The following is a 17,094-nucleotide window of genomic DNA, read 5'->3' on the forward strand; positions in this document are numbered from 1 at the left end:
TGAGTTTCTATGCTATATGAAAAAAGCCCATTAAACAAAACAGTTTAATGGGCTTCTCGTTCTAATCTTTAAATTAGAAACGGTAACCAATACCGATATAAGTCACGATAGGTTTGATTTCGATATCACTTTTACCTGAAATCAAAGTGGTTTGACCTGCTGGTGTCATACCACTGACTTTTAATTCTGCTGAAGTAGTCAAGTGTGCATAAGAAACTGATGCAGTTGCGTACCAGTCTTTAGTAATGTTGTAGTCAACACCAATCATTGCAACAGGAGCAAATGCATCATCAACTTTCACTTTACCCAATGATGGGTTAAATGGGCCGAGAGGCGAGTTTTTGAGTGCTGTATTGATTGCTGGATCAGTTTCCACATTTGAGAAATGCGCATACATTAAACCTGCGCCTACATATGGACGAATCTTGTTATTGATTGAACCAAAATGATAACGGCCAGAAATTGTTGGTGTATAAGCATCAGTTGTAGCAGCTTCATCAAAGTTGTTTAAATCAATAACTTTGACACCATGAACAGTGATGCTACCTTGTCCAGCAAGTTTCATTTCAGGTGGTGTACCTAAAGTCAATTCTAATGAAACATTGTCATTCACATAATAATCAAGCATTAAGCCTACAGTATCAGCATTTTGTACTTCAAAACCTGCTTCTGGGTTCGCTGACTGTAAATTTGCCAACCCTCCAAGAAATGGTGAACTACCTGTTTTACCATTCACACCTTGAGGATTGCTTTGAGGCATAACATGTAGCCAACCTGTAGAAACCCCAAATGTTTTACCGTCAGTAGTGGCGGCTTGAGTGGTTGTATTTAGACCAATCAATGCGAAAGGGAGGATTGCTAATGTAAGTTTATTCATAGAATTGTTTCCAGTACGGTCGGCTGTCTTGATTTCCCGATCAAGATCGGCAGCGATTCTAGAGTAATTGTTTTAAAAATTAAATGAAAATGGCATTAAAAAATCTACCAGTAAGTCATTAATAATATAATTAAGTTTTTTAAAATTATGATATATAAAATATTATTAAAAAATTAAACGTTTTTTTGTATTAACTGATTGGTTAAAAAATAGAATATAAGTAAAGTATTGGTAGCTGATTTTTGCACAATTTGAGAATTAAGATAATAAAATTATAATTCATATATTTTGCGTTAGGTGATAATTTAAGCAAATTTAATCTATTTTTGTGGAGTAAATTTGCATTAAATTATCAGTGGTTTTATGCATTTTTATTTAGAGACTTAGTAAATAGCTTGATAAATTTTTAGTGCATCTATCTGCGTTAATTCTCTAGGATTATTTTGTAATAAACGGCTTTGTAGCATCGCATCTTTTGCAAGAATTTCTAATTGTTGCTCCTGAACATTTAAATCTTTTAACTTTAATGTTAAACCGCTTTGTTCGAGATGGCTTTGCATATGGTCAATAAATAAATCACATAAACCATCAACACTGCCTTGACTATATGGGTTTAGCAATTGCATTAATTCTGCATAAAGCTGCTTGGCTTCAGGTGCATTAAATTTTAATACTTCTAATAAAACCAGTGCATTGGTATGTCCATGTGAAAGATGAAAATGTCCGCCTAGTGGGTAGGCTAACGCATGCACAGCACCGACGGGTGCATTCGCAAAGGCCTGACCAGCCAACATTGAACCAAGTAACATGTTTTGACGTGCTTCTAAATTTGATCCGTCTTGTAAGACCAATTTTAGATTTTTATTGAGGAGTTTTAATGCTTGTTTTGCGAGCATATCTGCATAAAAGTTTTTCTTAATTTTAGAGGTGTATGCTTCAATTGCATGCACCATTGCATCGATACCTGTTGCGGCAGTGATATGTGCAGGTAAGCCTGTGGTAAAGGTTGCATCCAATATTGCAACATCAGCATATAACACAGGAGAAACGATTCCTGTTTTAGTGGTTTCGCCAGTCGTCACGATTGAAATAGGGGTAACTTCCGAGCCTGTGCCTGCTGTTGTTGGTATTAGTACTAATGGTAAGCGCGGGCCTTTAACATTATTGATCCCATAGATTTCTTGAATGCTTTGAGATTGATTTGGATTGGCCAAAATAGCAATTAACTTGGCAACATCCATAGGACTGCCACCGCCAAAACCAATCACAAGATCTACCTGCTTTTGTTTGGCAAACTCACACGCAGACAGAACGATATGCTCAGCAGGATCGGCTTGAACATCGGAATAAATTTCGTAATTTAAATGACATTGTTCAAGTATTTTTAATAATGGTAAATGCAATGCATGCTGAATCATTCCCGCATCGGTGACAATTAAGGCTTTTTTGTAATTATTTTGTTTGATTAAGTTGCTGAGTTCTTGAATTGATCCTAATCCTGAAATGATATTGGCAACAGTTTGAAATTGAAAATGGTTCATATGTATTATCCTTGATCTATCATCATAAATTAAACACTATTGTTTTACTGTTCTATAGGATTCGTATGCTAAATAACTTAACATAAGCCTTTATAAAAGAAATGATCGATTGAGGTTGTTATGTCATCCAAAATGCCATACAAAGTTTTGTGTGTGTGCTTAGGGAATATTTGTCGTTCACCGACTGCTGAAGTGGTTTTACGACATTATTGTGATGAAAAACAACTCAATATCCTTGTTGATTCTGCTGGAACCAGTAATTATCATCCCAATAAAGCACCTGATGAGCGTAGTCAAAAACATGCCTTAAAAAGAGGTTTTGATCTGTCTGCACTACGTGCGCGTCAATTAACAACACAAGATTTTTTAGAGTTTGATTTAATTTTAGCCATGGATCATCAAAATTTTGAAGATATCCAACAACGCATGCAACAAGCGATCAGTGAACATGAGTTGCATCGTATAAAAGCCAAAATCGCTTTGATGAGTGAACATGATACTCAATATCCACAACAAGCTTTACCTGATCCTTATTATGGCGATGGACAAGGCTTTGAACGTGTGCTTGATCAATGTGAATCAAGTAGTGTGGGTTGGGTGAACGTGTTTCAGCAACAGCTTCAACAGAAGTAATTGAAATATTTTAGGAATGAATGCTCGTTATGAATATTGAATCTCAGGTTCAACTAAAGCCTTTCAATACGTTGAGTTTGGACTCAATTGCTTCACATTTTGTTAAAGTTCAATCCATTCAAACACTTCAAGAAGCTTTAATATTTGCTGAAAGTCAGGCGTTAAATGTTCTGCTGCTTTCAGGTGGCAGTAATATGATGCTTCCTGAGCATATTCAAGCGCTTGTTGTTGCAATGGATATTCAAGGGATTGAATTTTTAAATGAAGATGATCATACCCAAACACTGAAAGTTGGTGCAGGGCAAAATTGGCACGATTTTGTATTGTGGACGACTGAACAGCAACTTTATGGTTTGCAAAATTTGGCTTTAATTCCGGGTTTAGTTGGTGCATCACCTGTGCAAAACATTGGTGCATATGGTGTGGAAGCTGGTGAATTTATTCAATCTGTAGAGGTATTTGATCGAAAATTGAATCAAGTCACATCAATTTTAGCAGCAGATTGTCATTTTGCTTATCGACATAGCATTTTTAAAGATGATCCAGATCGTTATGTGATTACCCATGTTATTTTTAAATTACTTAAATTCCCTGATTTAAAAATGAATTATGGTGATTTAAAAACTGCAATGGGCGATGAGGTCACTGCTGAAAATCTACAAAAGCAAGTCATTCATATTCGACAAAGTAAGTTACCTGACCCTAAACAATATCCGAATGTTGGAAGCTTTTTTAAAAATCCAATTATAAATCAAACAGAATTTTCACAATTGATTGCAAAATTCCCCAATATTCCACATTATCCTCAGACAGGGAATCAGGTTAAGATAGCTGCAGGTTGGCTTATAGATCAGTCTGGGTGGAAAGGTAAACGTTTAGATCAAGTGGGTATGTTCGAAAAGCAAGCTTTGGTGTTGGTGAATTATGCAAATGCAACTTTAACTGATGTGCAAGCAACATATCATGCTGTACAAAAAGATGTTTTTGATAAATTTGGTGTGCATTTGGAGCCTGAACCCGTACTTTTTAATGAGTTCGGATTAATTCAAAACCATTAAGAGAGTAAATTTATGGTGAAACTGCATTGGATGGTCAGACTAGTACGAATAATTGCAATATTATTTGTATTTCTCGGCTGTTTAATGGTTTTTTGGTACACACCTTTTTACTCAAATATGATGGTTAAGTTGCTCAATACTTTTGTACCTGTCGAAGTGAATCAAGTTGCAGCCAAAAGTCAGCAAAATGCGGCTTTATCTGAATCTGAAAATTTAGAACCCGGTTCAGATTTATGGATTGCAAGACAAGCTTATCTCAAACTGATGGAACAAGAGATTAACAGTAAAAATACAGATGGTATTGCGACGCTCGGTCTACGTTATAAAGCGTTACAAGAGCAAATAGTAAAAGAACAGCAAGGAGAACAAGACACAGAAGAAAAACCAGTGATTCCTTTGGTTGCAGAGCAAGCCAGTTCAGAACTCAATGTTGATCAATCTACTGAAGCGGTCAAAGAGTTGTTGGATTTAAATAATGAAGACAATAAAGCTTTGATGGATGAATATATTATTTTTCTTAAAACACACAAAATTAAGGAAACTGAATCTGAGCCGCATTCGTATAGTGCAAGTGAGTTAGCTGTATCTCAAGTGCAAGAAGATATGGTATTGGTTCAGAATGAAAATACTGAAAAAAATAAATCAAGCAGTCAACCTTATGCAATTGTGGTGCTTGGTGGTGGCTTAACTTTAGATAAAAATCAAAAAGATATTATAGTTAATCAATATACAAAATTACGTTTGGAAACGACACTGGCCTTAGAAAAGCAAGTGAATTTACCTATTGTATTGAGTGGTGTAGAAGCGCCTTATATGCAGAAATGGTTATCTGAGCGTGGTGTGGAAGCAAAATTGCTAGAAAATAGAAGCATGAACACCTGTGAAAATACACGCTTTAGCTCATTGTTATTGCAGAAAAAAGGTGGCGCTCCAACAGTATTATTAATCACTGATCGTTACCATATGCCAAGAACACGAAGATTGTTTGCATTAAATGGCATCGAGACGATTCCAGTAGAATCACCTATGCCAACGCCATTGACTTCGTGGCAGCCAAGTCAACAAAATTATAACCATAGCCGTAGAGCAAATTACGAAACCTTAGCAACCATTCGAGATATGTTGTTTGGTTCAAGTGGCTGTAGAGAGGTACCATGATGACAGATATCCCTTTTTTAAATCCGACCATTTTAAAACAACTTGATTTACCAGTGCCTAGTCGTGACACTACACCTAAATTATTAGAAGCACTTAATTTAAATCGTGACTATGTTCCCAATAAAGAAATAAAAGCCTACCAACGGCTTTATGGTTTTGATCAATTGGATTGTGAGCAGTGGCAAGGTTTTGTTGAAATGTCATTGTTTAAATTACATGTACAGGTTTTTAAACCTAAAATAGAAAAGTTAAAAGGTACAGTCTGCCTATTGCATGGCTATTTGGAGCATAGCGGAATTTACCAGCCCATTATCAAAGAAATATTAGAACAAGGTTTTAGTGTCATTACTTATGACTTACCTGGACATGGGTTGAGTGATGGTTCACCAGCCAATATTAAAAACTTTGATCATTACCAACAGGTTCTACATGCAATTTATCAATACGTTAAGAATGCCGAGCAGCTCCCAAAACCATGGTTGGGCGTAGGACAAAGCACAGGTGGTGCAATTTGGATGCATCATCTACTTGAATATGCACAGAAGCGTGAAAATCCAATCGTGGGGAGAGTATTGCTCTTATCTCCATTGGTTCGCCCAGCAAAAACAGCGTGGTGGCATAATTCAATTGGTTTGGGAATTATTCGTAGAATAAAAAGAGAAGTACCTCGTCATTTTAAAAGAAACAATCATAATCCTGAGTTTCTTCGATTTGTGCGACTCAAAGATCCACTACAACCTAAAATGATGGGGATGGATTGGATCTTGGCGATGTCTAAATGGATGCAAGAAATGGAAGCGTATCCAAAATGTCGTATTCCTGTTTGGTTGGCGCAAGGTGCGCAAGATCAGACCGTAGACTGGAAATACAACATTGAATTTGTCCGTAAGCAATTCAGACTACAAACTTTGCTGATGTTAGAAGAAGGTTCTCATCAGTTGATCAATGAGCGGGCTGATATTCGTGCTGCACTTACGGGATTAATTCCAGCTTTTTTGCATGCACAATCTTCTGCTGAATATTTTGAATAAGTTATGAATCCTAAAATTCACCGATTAGATATAAAATATTGACTTAAAATGGTCAAAAAATAAGTGAAAAATCCAGTTTTTTAATAAATTGGTATAAAAAATATACAACCAGTAATTTTTTATTAAATTGGGGGTTGCGCTTGTTTTGAAACTGTATAGAATACGCAGCATCCCGACGCGATACAGCAAACGAACTTAGCTTAGAGGGTTAAGTTGTTAAATGTTTATTGCGTTTTATTTATCACTGATGAAGTGATAAATTACTCATTAAGAGAATATGAAGAACAACTTGTGTGGATTTTTACTGATTGATTGATCGAAAATATTTCATTGATTGAAAGGTTTAAATTACTCGAAGTTTATTTGAGAGAATTTGTCAGGAAATTGATGAGCCAGAATTGTGACCTTAAGTCACTAATGATTTTAACTGAAGAGTTTGATCATGGCTCAGATTGAACGCTGGCGGCAGGCTTAACACATGCAAGTCGAGCGGGGGATGTAGCTTCGGTTATATCTCTAGCGGCGGACGGGTGAGTAATGCTTAGGAATCTGCCATTTAGTGGGGGACAACATTCCGAAAGGAATGCTAATACCGCATACGTCCTACGGGAGAAAGCAGGGGATCTTCGGACCTTGCGCTAAATGATGAGCCTAAGTCGGATTAGCTAGTTGGTGGGGTAAAGGCCTACCAAGGCGACGATCTGTAGCGGGTCTGAGAGGATGATCCGCCACACTGGGACTGAGACACGGCCCAGACTCCTACGGGAGGCAGCAGTGGGGAATATTGGACAATGGGGGGAACCCTGATCCAGCCATGCCGCGTGTGTGAAGAAGGCCTTATGGTTGTAAAGCACTTTAAGCGAGGAGGAGGAGCTCTAGGCTAATATCCTAGATGCTTGGACGTTACTCGCAGAATAAGCACCGGCTAACTCTGTGCCAGCAGCCGCGGTAATACAGAGGGTGCGAGCGTTAATCGGATTTACTGGGCGTAAAGCGTACGTAGGCGGCTTTTTAAGTCGGATGTGAAATCCCTGAGCTTAACTTAGGAATTGCATTCGATACTGGGAAGCTAGAGTATGGGAGAGGATGGTAGAATTCCAGGTGTAGCGGTGAAATGCGTAGAGATCTGGAGGAATACCGATGGCGAAGGCAGCCATCTGGCCTAATACTGACGCTGAGGTACGAAAGCATGGGGAGCAAACAGGATTAGATACCCTGGTAGTCCATGCCGTAAACGATGTCTACTAGCCGTTGGGGCCTTTGAGGCTTTAGTGGCGCAGCTAACGCGATAAGTAGACCGCCTGGGGAGTACGGTCGCAAGACTAAAACTCAAATGAATTGACGGGGGCCCGCACAAGCGGTGGAGCATGTGGTTTAATTCGATGCAACGCGAAGAACCTTACCTGGTCTTGACATAGTAAGAACTTTCCAGAGATGGATTGGTGCCTTCGGGAACTTACATACAGGTGCTGCATGGCTGTCGTCAGCTCGTGTCGTGAGATGTTGGGTTAAGTCCCGCAACGAGCGCAACCCTTTTCCTTATTTGCCAGCACTTCGGGTGGGAACTTTAAGGATACTGCCAGTGACAAACTGGAGGAAGGCGGGGACGACGTCAAGTCATCATGGCCCTTACGACCAGGGCTACACACGTGCTACAATGGTCGGTACAAAGGGTTGCTACCTAGCGATAGGATGCTAATCTCAAAAAGCCGATCGTAGTCCGGATTGGAGTCTGCAACTCGACTCCATGAAGTCGGAATCGCTAGTAATCGCGGATCAGAATGCCGCGGTGAATACGTTCCCGGGCCTTGTACACACCGCCCGTCACACCATGGGAGTTTGTTGCACCAGAAGTAGGTAGTCTAACCTTAGGGAGGACGCTTACCACGGTGTGGCCGACGACTGGGGTGAAGTCGTAACAAGGTAGCCGTAGGGGAACCTGCGGCTGGATCACCTCCTTAACGAAAGATTGGTTATTGGTAAGAATCCACAACAAGTTGTTCTTCATTGATGTATCTGAGGGTCTGTAGCTCAGTTGGTTAGAGCACACGCTTGATAAGCGTGGGGTCACAAGTTCAAGTCTTGTCAGACCCACCAAGTCTACTGATTGAAATTGAAGAAATTCAAGATTACAGAGAAACAGATATATTAAGATCTTAAGCTGGGGACTTAGCTTAGTTGGTAGAGCGCCTGCTTTGCACGCAGGAGGTCAGGAGTTCGACTCTCCTAGTCTCCACCATACATTACGAAGTAATGTGAAAACGAAAGTTAAATCCTAAAGATAGTTTATAGAAATTAATGAATAAGAAGATCACATGGTCTTGATTTATTAACTTCTGTGATTTATCACAGTGAACTACTTGCTGACGAGGCGGTAGTGAATCATTAACAGAATAAATTTGAGTTGAAATAATTGTTTAACTCGTTTCAAGCAAATTAACAAGCAATTGTTAATGTTGAATGAAATGAGCACTAGCGATAAAACTGAATCAAGCGTTTTGGTATATGAATTAAATTGAAGCTGTACAGTGCTTAAGTGCACGAACAACAGATAGTAGCAATTAAGTTTGCAACGATAACACTCACTTGTATGTGTTAGCGACTGTTTGGGGTTGTATAGTCAAGTAATTAAGTGCATGTGGTGGATGCCTTGGCAGTCAGAGGCGAAGAAAGACGTAATAGCCTGCGATAAGCTTCGGGGAGGCGGCAAATATCCTGTGATCCGGAGATTTCTGAATGGGGAAACCCACTTACCATAAGGTAGGTATCGCATGATGAATACATAGTCATGCGAGGCGAACGAGGGGAAGTGAAACATCTCAGTACCCTTAGGAAAAGAAATCAATTGAGATTCCGTCAGTAGCGGCGAGCGAACGCGGATCAGCCCATTAAGTTATATGTGTATTAGCGGAACGCTCTGGGAAGTGCGACCGTAGAGGGTGATAGTCCCGTACACGAAAGTGCACATATAATGATGACGAGTAGGGCGAGGCACGTGAAACCTTGTCTGAATATGGGGGGACCATCCTCCAAGGCTAAATACTCCTGACTGACCGATAGTGAACCAGTACCGTGAGGGAAAGGCGAAAAGAACCCCTGTGAGGGGAGTGAAATAGATCCTGAAACCGCATGCATACAAGCAGTGGGAGCCGACTTGTTCGGTGACTGCGTACCTTTTGTATAATGGGTCAGCGACTTATATTCAGTAGCAAGGTTAACCGTATAGGGGAGCCGTAGAGAAATCGAGTCTTAATAGGGCGTTTAGTTGCTGGGTATAGACCCGAAACCGGGTGATCTATCCATGAGCAGGTTGAAGGTTGGGTAACACTAACTGGAGGACCGAACCCACTGTCGTTGAAAAGCCAGGGGATGACTTGTGGATAGGGGTGAAAGGCTAATCAAACTCGGTGATAGCTGGTTCTCCCCGAAAGCTATTTAGGTAGCGCCTCGGACGAATACCATAGGGGGTAGAGCACTGTTTCGGCTAGGGGGTCATCCCGACTTACCAAACCGATGCAAACTCCGAATACCTATGAGTACTATCCGGGAGACAGACTGCGGGTGCTAACGTCCGTAGTCAAGAGGAAAACAATCCAGACCGCCAGCTAAGGCCCCAAAATTATAGTTAAGTGGGAAACGATGTGGGAAGGCATAGACAGCTAGGAGGTTGGCTTAGAAGCAGCCACCCTTTAAAGAAAGCGTAATAGCTCACTAGTCGAGTCGGCCTGCGCGGAAGATGTAACGGGGCTAAAACTATATGCCGAAGCTGCGGATGTGCACTAAGTGCACGTGGTAGGGGAGCGTTCTGTAAGCCGATGAAGGTGTGTTGAGAAGCATGCTGGAGGTATCAGAAGTGCGAATGCTGACGTGAGTAACGACAAAACGGGTGAAAAACCCGTTCGCTGAAAGACCAAGGGTTCCAGTCCAACGTTAATCGGGGCTGGGTGAGTCGACCCCTAAGGCGAGGCCGAGAGGCGTAGTCGATGGGAAATTGGTTAATATTCCAATACTTCTGTGTAATGCGATGAGAGGACGGAGAAGGTTAAGTCAGCCTGGCGTTGGTTGTCCAGGTGAAAGGTTGTAGGCATGTATCTTAGGCAAATCCGGGGTACTCTATGCTGAGAACTGATAACAAGCTAGTTTACTAGCGAAGTGGCTGATACCAAGCTTCCAGGAAAAGTCTCTAAGCTTCAGTTACACAGGAATCGTACCCGAAACCGACACAGGTGGTCAGGTCGAGTAGACCAAAGCGCTTGAGAGAACTCTGCTGAAGGAACTAGGCAAAATGGTACCGTAACTTCGGGAGAAGGTACGCTGCTGACGGTGATAGGACTTGCTCCTTGAGCTATTGGCAGCCACAGAAACCAGGCCCCTGCAACTGTTTATTAAAAACATAGCACTCTGCAAACACGAAAGTGGACGTATAGGGTGTGATGCCTGCCCGGTGCTGGAAGGTTAATTGATGGGGTTAGCGTAAGCGAAGCTCTTGATCGAAGCCCCAGTAAACGGCGGCCGTAACTATAACGGTCCTAAGGTAGCGAAATTCCTTGTCGGGTAAGTTCCGACCTGCACGAATGGCATAATGATGGGGGCGCTGTCTCCAGCAGAGGCTCAGTGAAATCGAAATCGCCGTGAAGATGCGGTGTACCCGCGGCTAGACGGAAAGACCCCGTGAACCTTTACTGCAGCTTGACATTGAACTTTGATCTTACTTGTGTAGGATAGGTGGGAGGCTATGAAATTGGGACGCCAGTTCCAATGGAGCCATCCTTGAAATACCACCCTGGTAATATTGAGGTTCTAACTCTGTCCCGTTATCCGGGACGAGGACCATGTCTGGTGGGTAGTTTGACTGGGGCGGTCTCCTCCTAAAGAGTAACGGAGGAGTACGAAGGTGCGCTCAGCGTGGTCGGAAATCACGCGTAGAGTATAAAGGCAAAAGCGCGCTTAACTGCGAGACCCACAAGTCGAGCAGGTACGAAAGTAGGTCTTAGTGATCCGGTGGTTCTGTATGGAAGGGCCATCGCTCAACGGATAAAAGGTACTCTGGGGATAACAGGCTGATACCGCCCAAGAGTTCATATCGACGGCGGTGTTTGGCACCTCGATGTCGGCTCATCTCATCCTGGGGCTGAAGCAGGTCCCAAGGGTATGGCTGTTCGCCATTTAAAGAGGTACGCGAGCTGGGTTTAGAACGTCGTGAGACAGTTCGGTCCCTATCTACCGTGGGCGTTGGAAATTTGAGAGGATCTGCTCCTAGTACGAGAGGACCAGAGTGGACGAACCTCTGGTGTACCGGTTGTGACGCCAGTCGCATCGCCGGGTAGCTATGTTCGGAAGGGATAACCGCTGAAAGCATCTAAGCGGGAAGCCTACCTCAAGATAAGATTTCCCCGAGGCTTTATGCCTCCTAAAGAGCCGTTGAAGACTACGACGTTGATAGGTTGGATGTGGAAGTACGGTGACGTATGAAGCTGACCAATACTAATTGCTCGTGAGGCTTGACTATACAACACCCAAACAGTTGTATATAGAGCATCATTTGATTCATAAAAGATCAATCATACTTGATTTAGTTGTAAAGCTAGTTACAATACCCAACTCAAATGTTCTGTTAAACTCATTTGGTACCAAGTAAGGCATTTAAATAAGACCCGAACAAGTCCATAACAGTTTGCTGGCGACAATAGCAAGAGTGAACCACCTGATCCCTTCCCGAACTCAGAAGTGAAACCTCTTAGCGCTGATGGTAGTGTGGGGTTACCCATGTGAGAGTAAGTCATCGCCAGCTTTTAAATTCAAACACCCCCAACTCGATAGTTGGGGGTGTTTTTTTTTGCTTGGGGTTGTCGACAAAATAGAAATCATTCAAAGAGTCAGCGATAATTTGCTATAGTGATCTAAAATTCAGAAATAAAAGGGGAGCAATGATGTTGAGTAATCTGTATCAACGTTCTTCTTGTTATTATTGTCATAACATTCAATTTACGATTAGAGAATATTTAGATAAGTAATTTTCAGCATATATGCTTTATTATTTAGAATAGAAAAATAGAGAAAACTATAGCAATGAATAAACCTAAGATTGATCGTGATACTTTGTTCATTAAGTTGTTTTTCAAAAATTCTCAGGAGGTTGCAGCTGAGGAAGTTGAATATTATCGTGAACATCCTGAACAAATTGAGGAAGTAACTGCACCTGTAAATATCCATAAAATGTTTCTTTGGGGAGGTGCTATAGTCGGTATTCTGATCGTAGTGTTATCAAAATTTTTTAAGTATTCTCAAATATTGGCTTTTGAATCGGTATGGATCAATGAGTTTATTGTTGATATTGTATATGAGAGTGGTATAGCTTTAATTGGTGCTGCGATAACCACTTATATGATGGGGGTTTTATTGAATCGGCAACAAGCGAATGCAACAAAGTGGCGAAAAGAAATTCGTAAAAAAATTAAACAATAAAGCGGTTAAGGGTGATGGTTTTAGAATAATCTATCTATTCGTTATTATTTTTACCAAGATGATTGAGTGCACTATATAATTTGCTGAAAATATTGGCTATTGATAGCTAAGTTTGCTTTTATTCTTAGTAAATCATTGCGTTGTTATTTGAGTTTGTATGTCGTTATTGTTTCTAAGGTCATCTTAGAAAAGAAAAACCGAGTTAGTAATTAACTCGGTTTGATCTAAAACTATTTATTTTAAGGCTTGATTAGAAGTTATATTCCATACCTAGGCCAAACACAGTTTTCTTATCGTTATCTACATACCAATCACGTTTTTGTTGTGCAACGACACCGTAAAAACGTGCTTGTTTGTTAAAGTTGTAGTCAACGCCTAAGCCGTATTGGTCAATTTTACGATCATTGTTTGCCCAGTCAGTTTTAGCTGATTGATATTGTGCTTTTACAGCCCATGGCGTGCTTGGAATGCTATATGTTCCAGAAACTAACCATGCTTTTTCTTTTAAATCTTTGTACGCAACTACATCATCAGTAGGTTCAGCTTGTTGATAAAGTGCACCGAAGACTAAACCTTCCGCTCCAATTGGTGTAAGGTCTAAAGAACCCGTAACACGAATCGCATCTGAGTAGTATTTTTTGCCATCAAGTGCATTATAAGCACCCTGTACACCGAAGTTACCTGCGATACCTGTCGCTAAACCAATATCTTTATTTTCATATGTTAAAGATGTTGAGAATGAGTCAAGGCTATCACGTTTGTTGTCATCACCCGTTTCACCCGCTTTCGGGTCAGTGCTGCTTGATTCGCCAGTTTGTGTTTGGACGTTAAATTGTAAACCAGGAATTAATAGGTTTTTATCTGTTTCAAAACCAATAACATTATTTAAGCGTTCTTCACCGTACATTGTTTTAGTGATATCAAGGTTTGTGTCGTCATTGAAAATATCTTGATATTTTCCAGCTGAAGTTTTGAAATATGAATCGTATTTACCCGCTTTTAATGTACCTACTTTATTGAATTTAAGACCTAAAAAGCGGTTACGCGCGCTCCATTCTGCATCAGAACCTGCGCCATCTGTTGCAAAACCAAACTCAGCTAGATAAACAACACCAACATTGTCTGTTAATTTTTCTTCGCCTTTAACCCCAATACGTGAAGCATTTGAATTTAATTGAGTTTCATTGTTACCAGTAGCATTTACGTTGTCTACTTGGTTTAAAGATACATTGAGCTTACCATACAATGTAGGCGCTGCTTGAGCTGCGTTTAAACTAATAGTGGCGATTGCTGCAGCGAGTAGCACTTTTTTCATTGAGATTTCTCCAAAACATGTTCAATAGGCATTTGCCGTTGCTTTTTTTATTCAGTAAGTGTTGAGATGTTCATTGCTTACTAACTTGCATGCAGTATCAACAAATTTTGTTACATGTAGGTGAAGAATAAATGACAGTTTGATGACGTAAGAAATTGATTTTATTTTTATAAAAAAAATGAGGCTACATGAGCCTCATTGATTCTAAAAAGATTTTTGATTAAATAAGCGCTGCTTTAATTTTTTCAGCAAAGCCTTTGATTTTTTCTTGATCGCCCATTTGTGCTGCATGACGACCTAATTGATGCACAGAAGTTGGAATCAGGTGAAAGTGTACATGAGGTACAGTTTGCCCAGCAGATGCGCCAGAAAGCTGCATTAATACAATACCTTGAGCATCTAAACCTGTTTCAATTGCTTGCGCAATTTTCTGAACGATTTTAATTGTATATGCTGCAGCATCTGGGTCTAAATCTAACAGAGTAAGTGCTGGTGTTTTTGGAATAACCAGTGTATGACCATCGGCTTGGGGCATAATATCCATAAATGCAAGAACTTGATCATCTTCATACACTTTTATCGCAGGAAGTTCTCCACGTAAAATTCGTGCAAAAATATTCTGATCATCATAAGCCATAGTCTTTTCCTTAAATTAATGAAAACTGTTATTTACAATTCAATTCTTTCTGACGTTCCTTGATAGAGTCAAGGCGTTGTTGTTCTTTTTCAGAAAATTTAGGCTTACTGGTATAACAATTGTCATTACCATACTTTGCTTTTGCTTCAGGATCTTTAAAACAGAAGCCTTTTGATGCATAGATTACGTTGTAATCATCTTGTAGTTTTTTACATTCTTGCACATTATCATTGGCAAAAACTTGAGAACCTACAAAAATTGATAAAGTAGAAAGTATTGCAATTACAGACTTATTCATGAGATGGCCTCAAATTTGACATTTCAGTTTGTCACTTTATTAGATTATAAGGATTGATTGTGGTTATTCAATGGCGAAAAATTAATCCAATGTAATTTTATTCCATAATTCGTACATTTTTATTGCAGTTGAGAAATCACTATTTGGTTCAGCTAAGCTATTTGCAGTTTGAATTAAACTTTGAGTTAATCCTATAACGGGTGCAGAAAGTCTAGCTTCACGGATTAGATCAACAGCAATTCCTGTATCTTTAGCTAATAAAGGAAGGGCAAAAGTTAAAGGGAAGCGACGATTAAAGACACGTTGCGGTAAAACGGCTTCAGTTACAGCACTTTTGCCACTTGATGCATTGATGCAATCGAGTGCTTCATTTAAGTTTACGCCATGTGCTTTAAGTGTGGTAAAACCTTCTGCTGCCGCACATAGATGTACAGCCATCATCATATTATTCACTGCTTTTACAGCAAAACCAGCACCTGAATCGCCAACATGTTTAATCAATTTCCCCATTACTTGCATGGTGCTAAAGGCTTGATCAAATGCGGATTTTTCACCACCTACCATAAAGGTTAATGTCGCATTTTCTGCGCCAATGGTTTGTCCACTCACAGGGGCATCCAAAAATTTCACATTCTTTTCAGCAAGCTGTTGTGAGAGCTTCCGTGCGGATTCAGGAACACCACTGGTACAATCAACCCAAATTGCACCAGATTTAATTTCAAGCGTTTGGATTAGATCTTCAACATCCTGACTGGTTGGTAAGCATGAAAAGATAATATCGGCTTGAACAGCCTGTTGTAATTCTACTGCCTGAGTATTGTATTCAGTTGCATGTTGCTTGGCTTTGTCGAAATTTCGATTCCAGACATAAACGGTATCGAAGTGTTTCGGTAAATGAGCCGCCATACGGTAACCCATCGCGCCTAAGCCTATAAATGCAACTGAGGTATTCATAATATTCCTTAAAGTTTTAGATTTTTATCGATCGTTGTGCTAACCATTGAGCGAGTGTAGGCCAAAATTCATCAGCGCTTTTTTGACTCGACATCAAGCCTAAATGTCCACCAGGAATAAGAGTAAACGTGACATCACTACTATTTGTCAATTCGATTAATGGCTTAACTGAATCAGCAGTAACCATTTGATCGCCTTTTCCAGCGCCAACCATTAAAGAACAATCGATATTTTTAAGTTCAATTTTATGTTTGCTCAGTTGAATAGCACCATCTTTTAACGGATTTTGTAACCATACATTGAACAACATATCTTGGTTTACACCACCTGGGTAATCGATCATATGATTGAGAAAGTTGCCAAGTGTTGCATGCTCATGTAGCAATTGTTCATCATCTAAATTGAGTAGTAATTGTTTATGGCCTTGATACCAGCCTTTAGGATCTAGAATTTTAAATCCGATCGAATTTAAAATACCTGGCGTGTGAATCAGCTTTTTAGGAAGTCCACCTTTATAGAGTGTATTTTGTAATTTAGGACTTTTCAGGATGAGATTGTTCACCTTTTTATAAAGTTTTCCAATACCACCAGAAGCATAACTATCTATAGGGCTGCCTAAAACAATTAAGTTTTTGACATAGTTCGGTTGTTTAAAGGCAGTATAGAGCAGTACAAAAATACCCGCCATGCTCCAACCATGCAGTGAAATTTGCTCACTCTGAGAATGCTCACGGATTTTATTGATACAGTAGGGAATTGATTCATCAATAAAATTTAAAAAATTAAGAAAACGGTCATTATAATTGAGCTTGCCCCAATCGAGTAAATAGACATCAAAACCTTGTTCTGAAAAATACTTCACAAGTGATCTGTAAGGATATAAGTCATAAATCGCCATATTGATCGCGAGTGGGGCTGTAAAGACAAGCGGCTCTTTAAACTTTCTTTCAGGGGCAGCGTAGTATCGAATTTTAGTTTGATTGTGTTCTGCAATAATTTCATAGGGCGTACTTTGAGATAACACCAATGACTGACCATTGAAAATACGGGTAGATAAGTTTTTTAATTTTGATTTTCGTTCTTGGAACTTCGTCATAATGTGTGCCATAAGCGCTTTTTGTCTCATT

The 17,094-nt window shown here is 40.0% G+C and carries 12 protein-coding genes, 2 tRNA genes and 3 rRNA genes; 10 read left to right on the forward strand and 7 right to left on the reverse strand.

What is annotated here, in order from left to right; translation table 11 throughout:
* Window positions 1–73: 73 nt before the first annotated feature.
* Window positions 74–877 carry an OmpW/AlkL family protein gene (locus ACY45D_RS08270; protein WP_463109259.1) on the reverse strand — a complete coding sequence of 268 codons (804 nt, stop codon included), beginning with the start codon at window positions 875–877 and terminating at the stop codon, window positions 74–76.
* A 383-nt stretch (window positions 878–1,260) separates the two neighbouring features.
* On the reverse strand, window positions 1,261–2,418 hold the full coding sequence (locus ACY45D_RS08275; RefSeq protein WP_463109260.1) for an iron-containing alcohol dehydrogenase: 1,158 nt from the start codon (window positions 2,416–2,418) through the stop codon (window positions 1,261–1,263).
* Between the two features lie 120 nt (window positions 2,419–2,538).
* On the opposite strand from ACY45D_RS08275, the gene ACY45D_RS08280 reads away from it, so the two are divergent.
* The 10 genes from ACY45D_RS08280 to ACY45D_RS08325 all read left to right on the forward strand — a co-directional run bounded on the left by ACY45D_RS08280 (window position 2,539) and on the right by ACY45D_RS08325 (window position 12,763).
* Window positions 2,539–3,051 carry a low molecular weight protein-tyrosine-phosphatase gene (locus ACY45D_RS08280; protein WP_463109261.1) on the forward strand — a complete coding sequence of 171 codons (513 nt, stop codon included), beginning with the start codon at window positions 2,539–2,541 and terminating at the stop codon, window positions 3,049–3,051.
* Between the two features lie 29 nt (window positions 3,052–3,080).
* Window positions 3,081–4,109: a UDP-N-acetylmuramate dehydrogenase gene (gene murB, locus ACY45D_RS08285; RefSeq protein ID WP_463109262.1), complete on the forward strand. Its 1,029-nt coding sequence runs from the start codon at window positions 3,081–3,083 to the stop codon at window positions 4,107–4,109.
* A 12-nt stretch (window positions 4,110–4,121) separates the two neighbouring features.
* Window positions 4,122–5,267 carry a YdcF family protein gene (locus ACY45D_RS08290; protein ID WP_463109263.1) on the forward strand — a complete coding sequence of 382 codons (1,146 nt, stop codon included), beginning with the start codon at window positions 4,122–4,124 and terminating at the stop codon, window positions 5,265–5,267.
* Window positions 5,267–6,298 carry an alpha/beta hydrolase gene (locus ACY45D_RS08295; protein WP_463109460.1) on the forward strand — a complete coding sequence of 344 codons (1,032 nt, stop codon included), beginning with the start codon at window positions 5,267–5,269 and terminating at the stop codon, window positions 6,296–6,298. Before ACY45D_RS08290 ends, ACY45D_RS08295 begins: the two co-directional genes overlap by 1 nt.
* A gap of 424 nt (window positions 6,299–6,722) precedes the next feature.
* Window positions 6,723–8,259 (forward strand): 16S ribosomal RNA (locus ACY45D_RS08300).
* A 59-nt stretch (window positions 8,260–8,318) separates the two neighbouring features.
* Window positions 8,319–8,395 (forward strand) — tRNA-Ile (locus tag ACY45D_RS08305).
* A 66-nt stretch (window positions 8,396–8,461) separates the two neighbouring features.
* Window positions 8,462–8,537 (forward strand) — tRNA-Ala (locus tag ACY45D_RS08310).
* A gap of 379 nt (window positions 8,538–8,916) precedes the next feature.
* Window positions 8,917–11,807: ribosomal RNA gene (locus ACY45D_RS08315) — 23S ribosomal RNA — on the forward strand.
* Window positions 11,808–11,974: 167 nt separating this feature from the next.
* Window positions 11,975–12,089 (forward strand): 5S ribosomal RNA (gene rrf / locus ACY45D_RS08320).
* The 16S, 23S and 5S rRNA genes sit together here with 2 tRNA genes alongside, the layout of an rRNA operon.
* Before the next feature lie 278 nt (window positions 12,090–12,367).
* Complete coding sequence (locus tag ACY45D_RS08325; RefSeq protein ID WP_463109264.1) at window positions 12,368–12,763, forward strand: hypothetical protein; 396 nt, start codon at window positions 12,368–12,370, stop codon at window positions 12,761–12,763.
* Between the two features lie 250 nt (window positions 12,764–13,013).
* Here the strand turns inward: ACY45D_RS08325 and ACY45D_RS08330 are convergent, their stop codons facing one another.
* From ACY45D_RS08330 to ACY45D_RS08350, 5 genes are all read right to left on the reverse strand, one after another.
* Window positions 13,014–14,078 (reverse strand): porin, encoded by a 1,065-nt coding sequence (locus tag ACY45D_RS08330; protein ID WP_463109265.1) that lies wholly within the window; start codon window positions 14,076–14,078, stop codon window positions 13,014–13,016.
* A gap of 220 nt (window positions 14,079–14,298) precedes the next feature.
* Window positions 14,299–14,715 carry an HIT family protein gene (locus ACY45D_RS08335; RefSeq protein ID WP_463109266.1) on the reverse strand — a complete coding sequence of 139 codons (417 nt, stop codon included), beginning with the start codon at window positions 14,713–14,715 and terminating at the stop codon, window positions 14,299–14,301.
* 28 nt (window positions 14,716–14,743) lie between these two features.
* On the reverse strand, window positions 14,744–15,013 hold the full coding sequence (locus ACY45D_RS08340; RefSeq protein ID WP_463109267.1) for a YARHG domain-containing protein: 270 nt from the start codon (window positions 15,011–15,013) through the stop codon (window positions 14,744–14,746).
* Window positions 15,014–15,094: 81 nt separating this feature from the next.
* Window positions 15,095–15,970, reverse strand: coding sequence for an NAD(P)-dependent oxidoreductase (locus ACY45D_RS08345; RefSeq protein WP_463109461.1), 876 nt, complete (start codon window positions 15,968–15,970; stop codon window positions 15,095–15,097).
* A 13-nt stretch (window positions 15,971–15,983) separates the two neighbouring features.
* Window positions 15,984–17,063 (reverse strand): alpha/beta fold hydrolase, encoded by a 1,080-nt coding sequence (locus ACY45D_RS08350; protein ID WP_463109268.1) that lies wholly within the window; start codon window positions 17,061–17,063, stop codon window positions 15,984–15,986.
* Window positions 17,064–17,094: the final 31 nt, after the last annotated feature.

The sequence above is a fragment of the Acinetobacter sp. BZX-2 genome (assembly GCF_055179795.1).

Excerpts from the sequence above, each read along its gene's own strand:
- murB (WP_463109262.1), top strand. The coding sequence starts at position 3,081 with ATGAATATTGAATCTCAGGTTCAACTAAAGCCTTTCAATACGTTGAGT.
- ACY45D_RS08325 (WP_463109264.1), top strand. The coding sequence starts at position 12,368 with ATGAATAAACCTAAGATTGATCGTGATACTTTGTTCATTAAGTTGTTT.
- ACY45D_RS08340 (WP_463109267.1), bottom strand. The coding sequence starts at position 15,013 with ATGAATAAGTCTGTAATTGCAATACTTTCTACTTTATCAATTTTTGTA.
- ACY45D_RS08280 (WP_463109261.1), top strand. The coding sequence starts at position 2,539 with ATGTCATCCAAAATGCCATACAAAGTTTTGTGTGTGTGCTTAGGGAAT.
- ACY45D_RS08290 (WP_463109263.1), top strand. The coding sequence starts at position 4,122 with ATGGTGAAACTGCATTGGATGGTCAGACTAGTACGAATAATTGCAATA.
- ACY45D_RS08295 (WP_463109460.1), top strand. The coding sequence starts at position 5,267 with ATGACAGATATCCCTTTTTTAAATCCGACCATTTTAAAACAACTTGAT.
- ACY45D_RS08270 (WP_463109259.1), bottom strand. The coding sequence starts at position 877 with ATGAATAAACTTACATTAGCAATCCTCCCTTTCGCATTGATTGGTCTA.
- ACY45D_RS08275 (WP_463109260.1), bottom strand. The coding sequence starts at position 2,418 with ATGAACCATTTTCAATTTCAAACTGTTGCCAATATCATTTCAGGATTA.
- ACY45D_RS08330 (WP_463109265.1), bottom strand. The coding sequence starts at position 14,078 with ATGAAAAAAGTGCTACTCGCTGCAGCAATCGCCACTATTAGTTTAAAC.
- ACY45D_RS08335 (WP_463109266.1), bottom strand. The coding sequence starts at position 14,715 with ATGGCTTATGATGATCAGAATATTTTTGCACGAATTTTACGTGGAGAA.
- ACY45D_RS08350 (WP_463109268.1), bottom strand. The coding sequence starts at position 17,063 with ATGACGAAGTTCCAAGAACGAAAATCAAAATTAAAAAACTTATCTACC.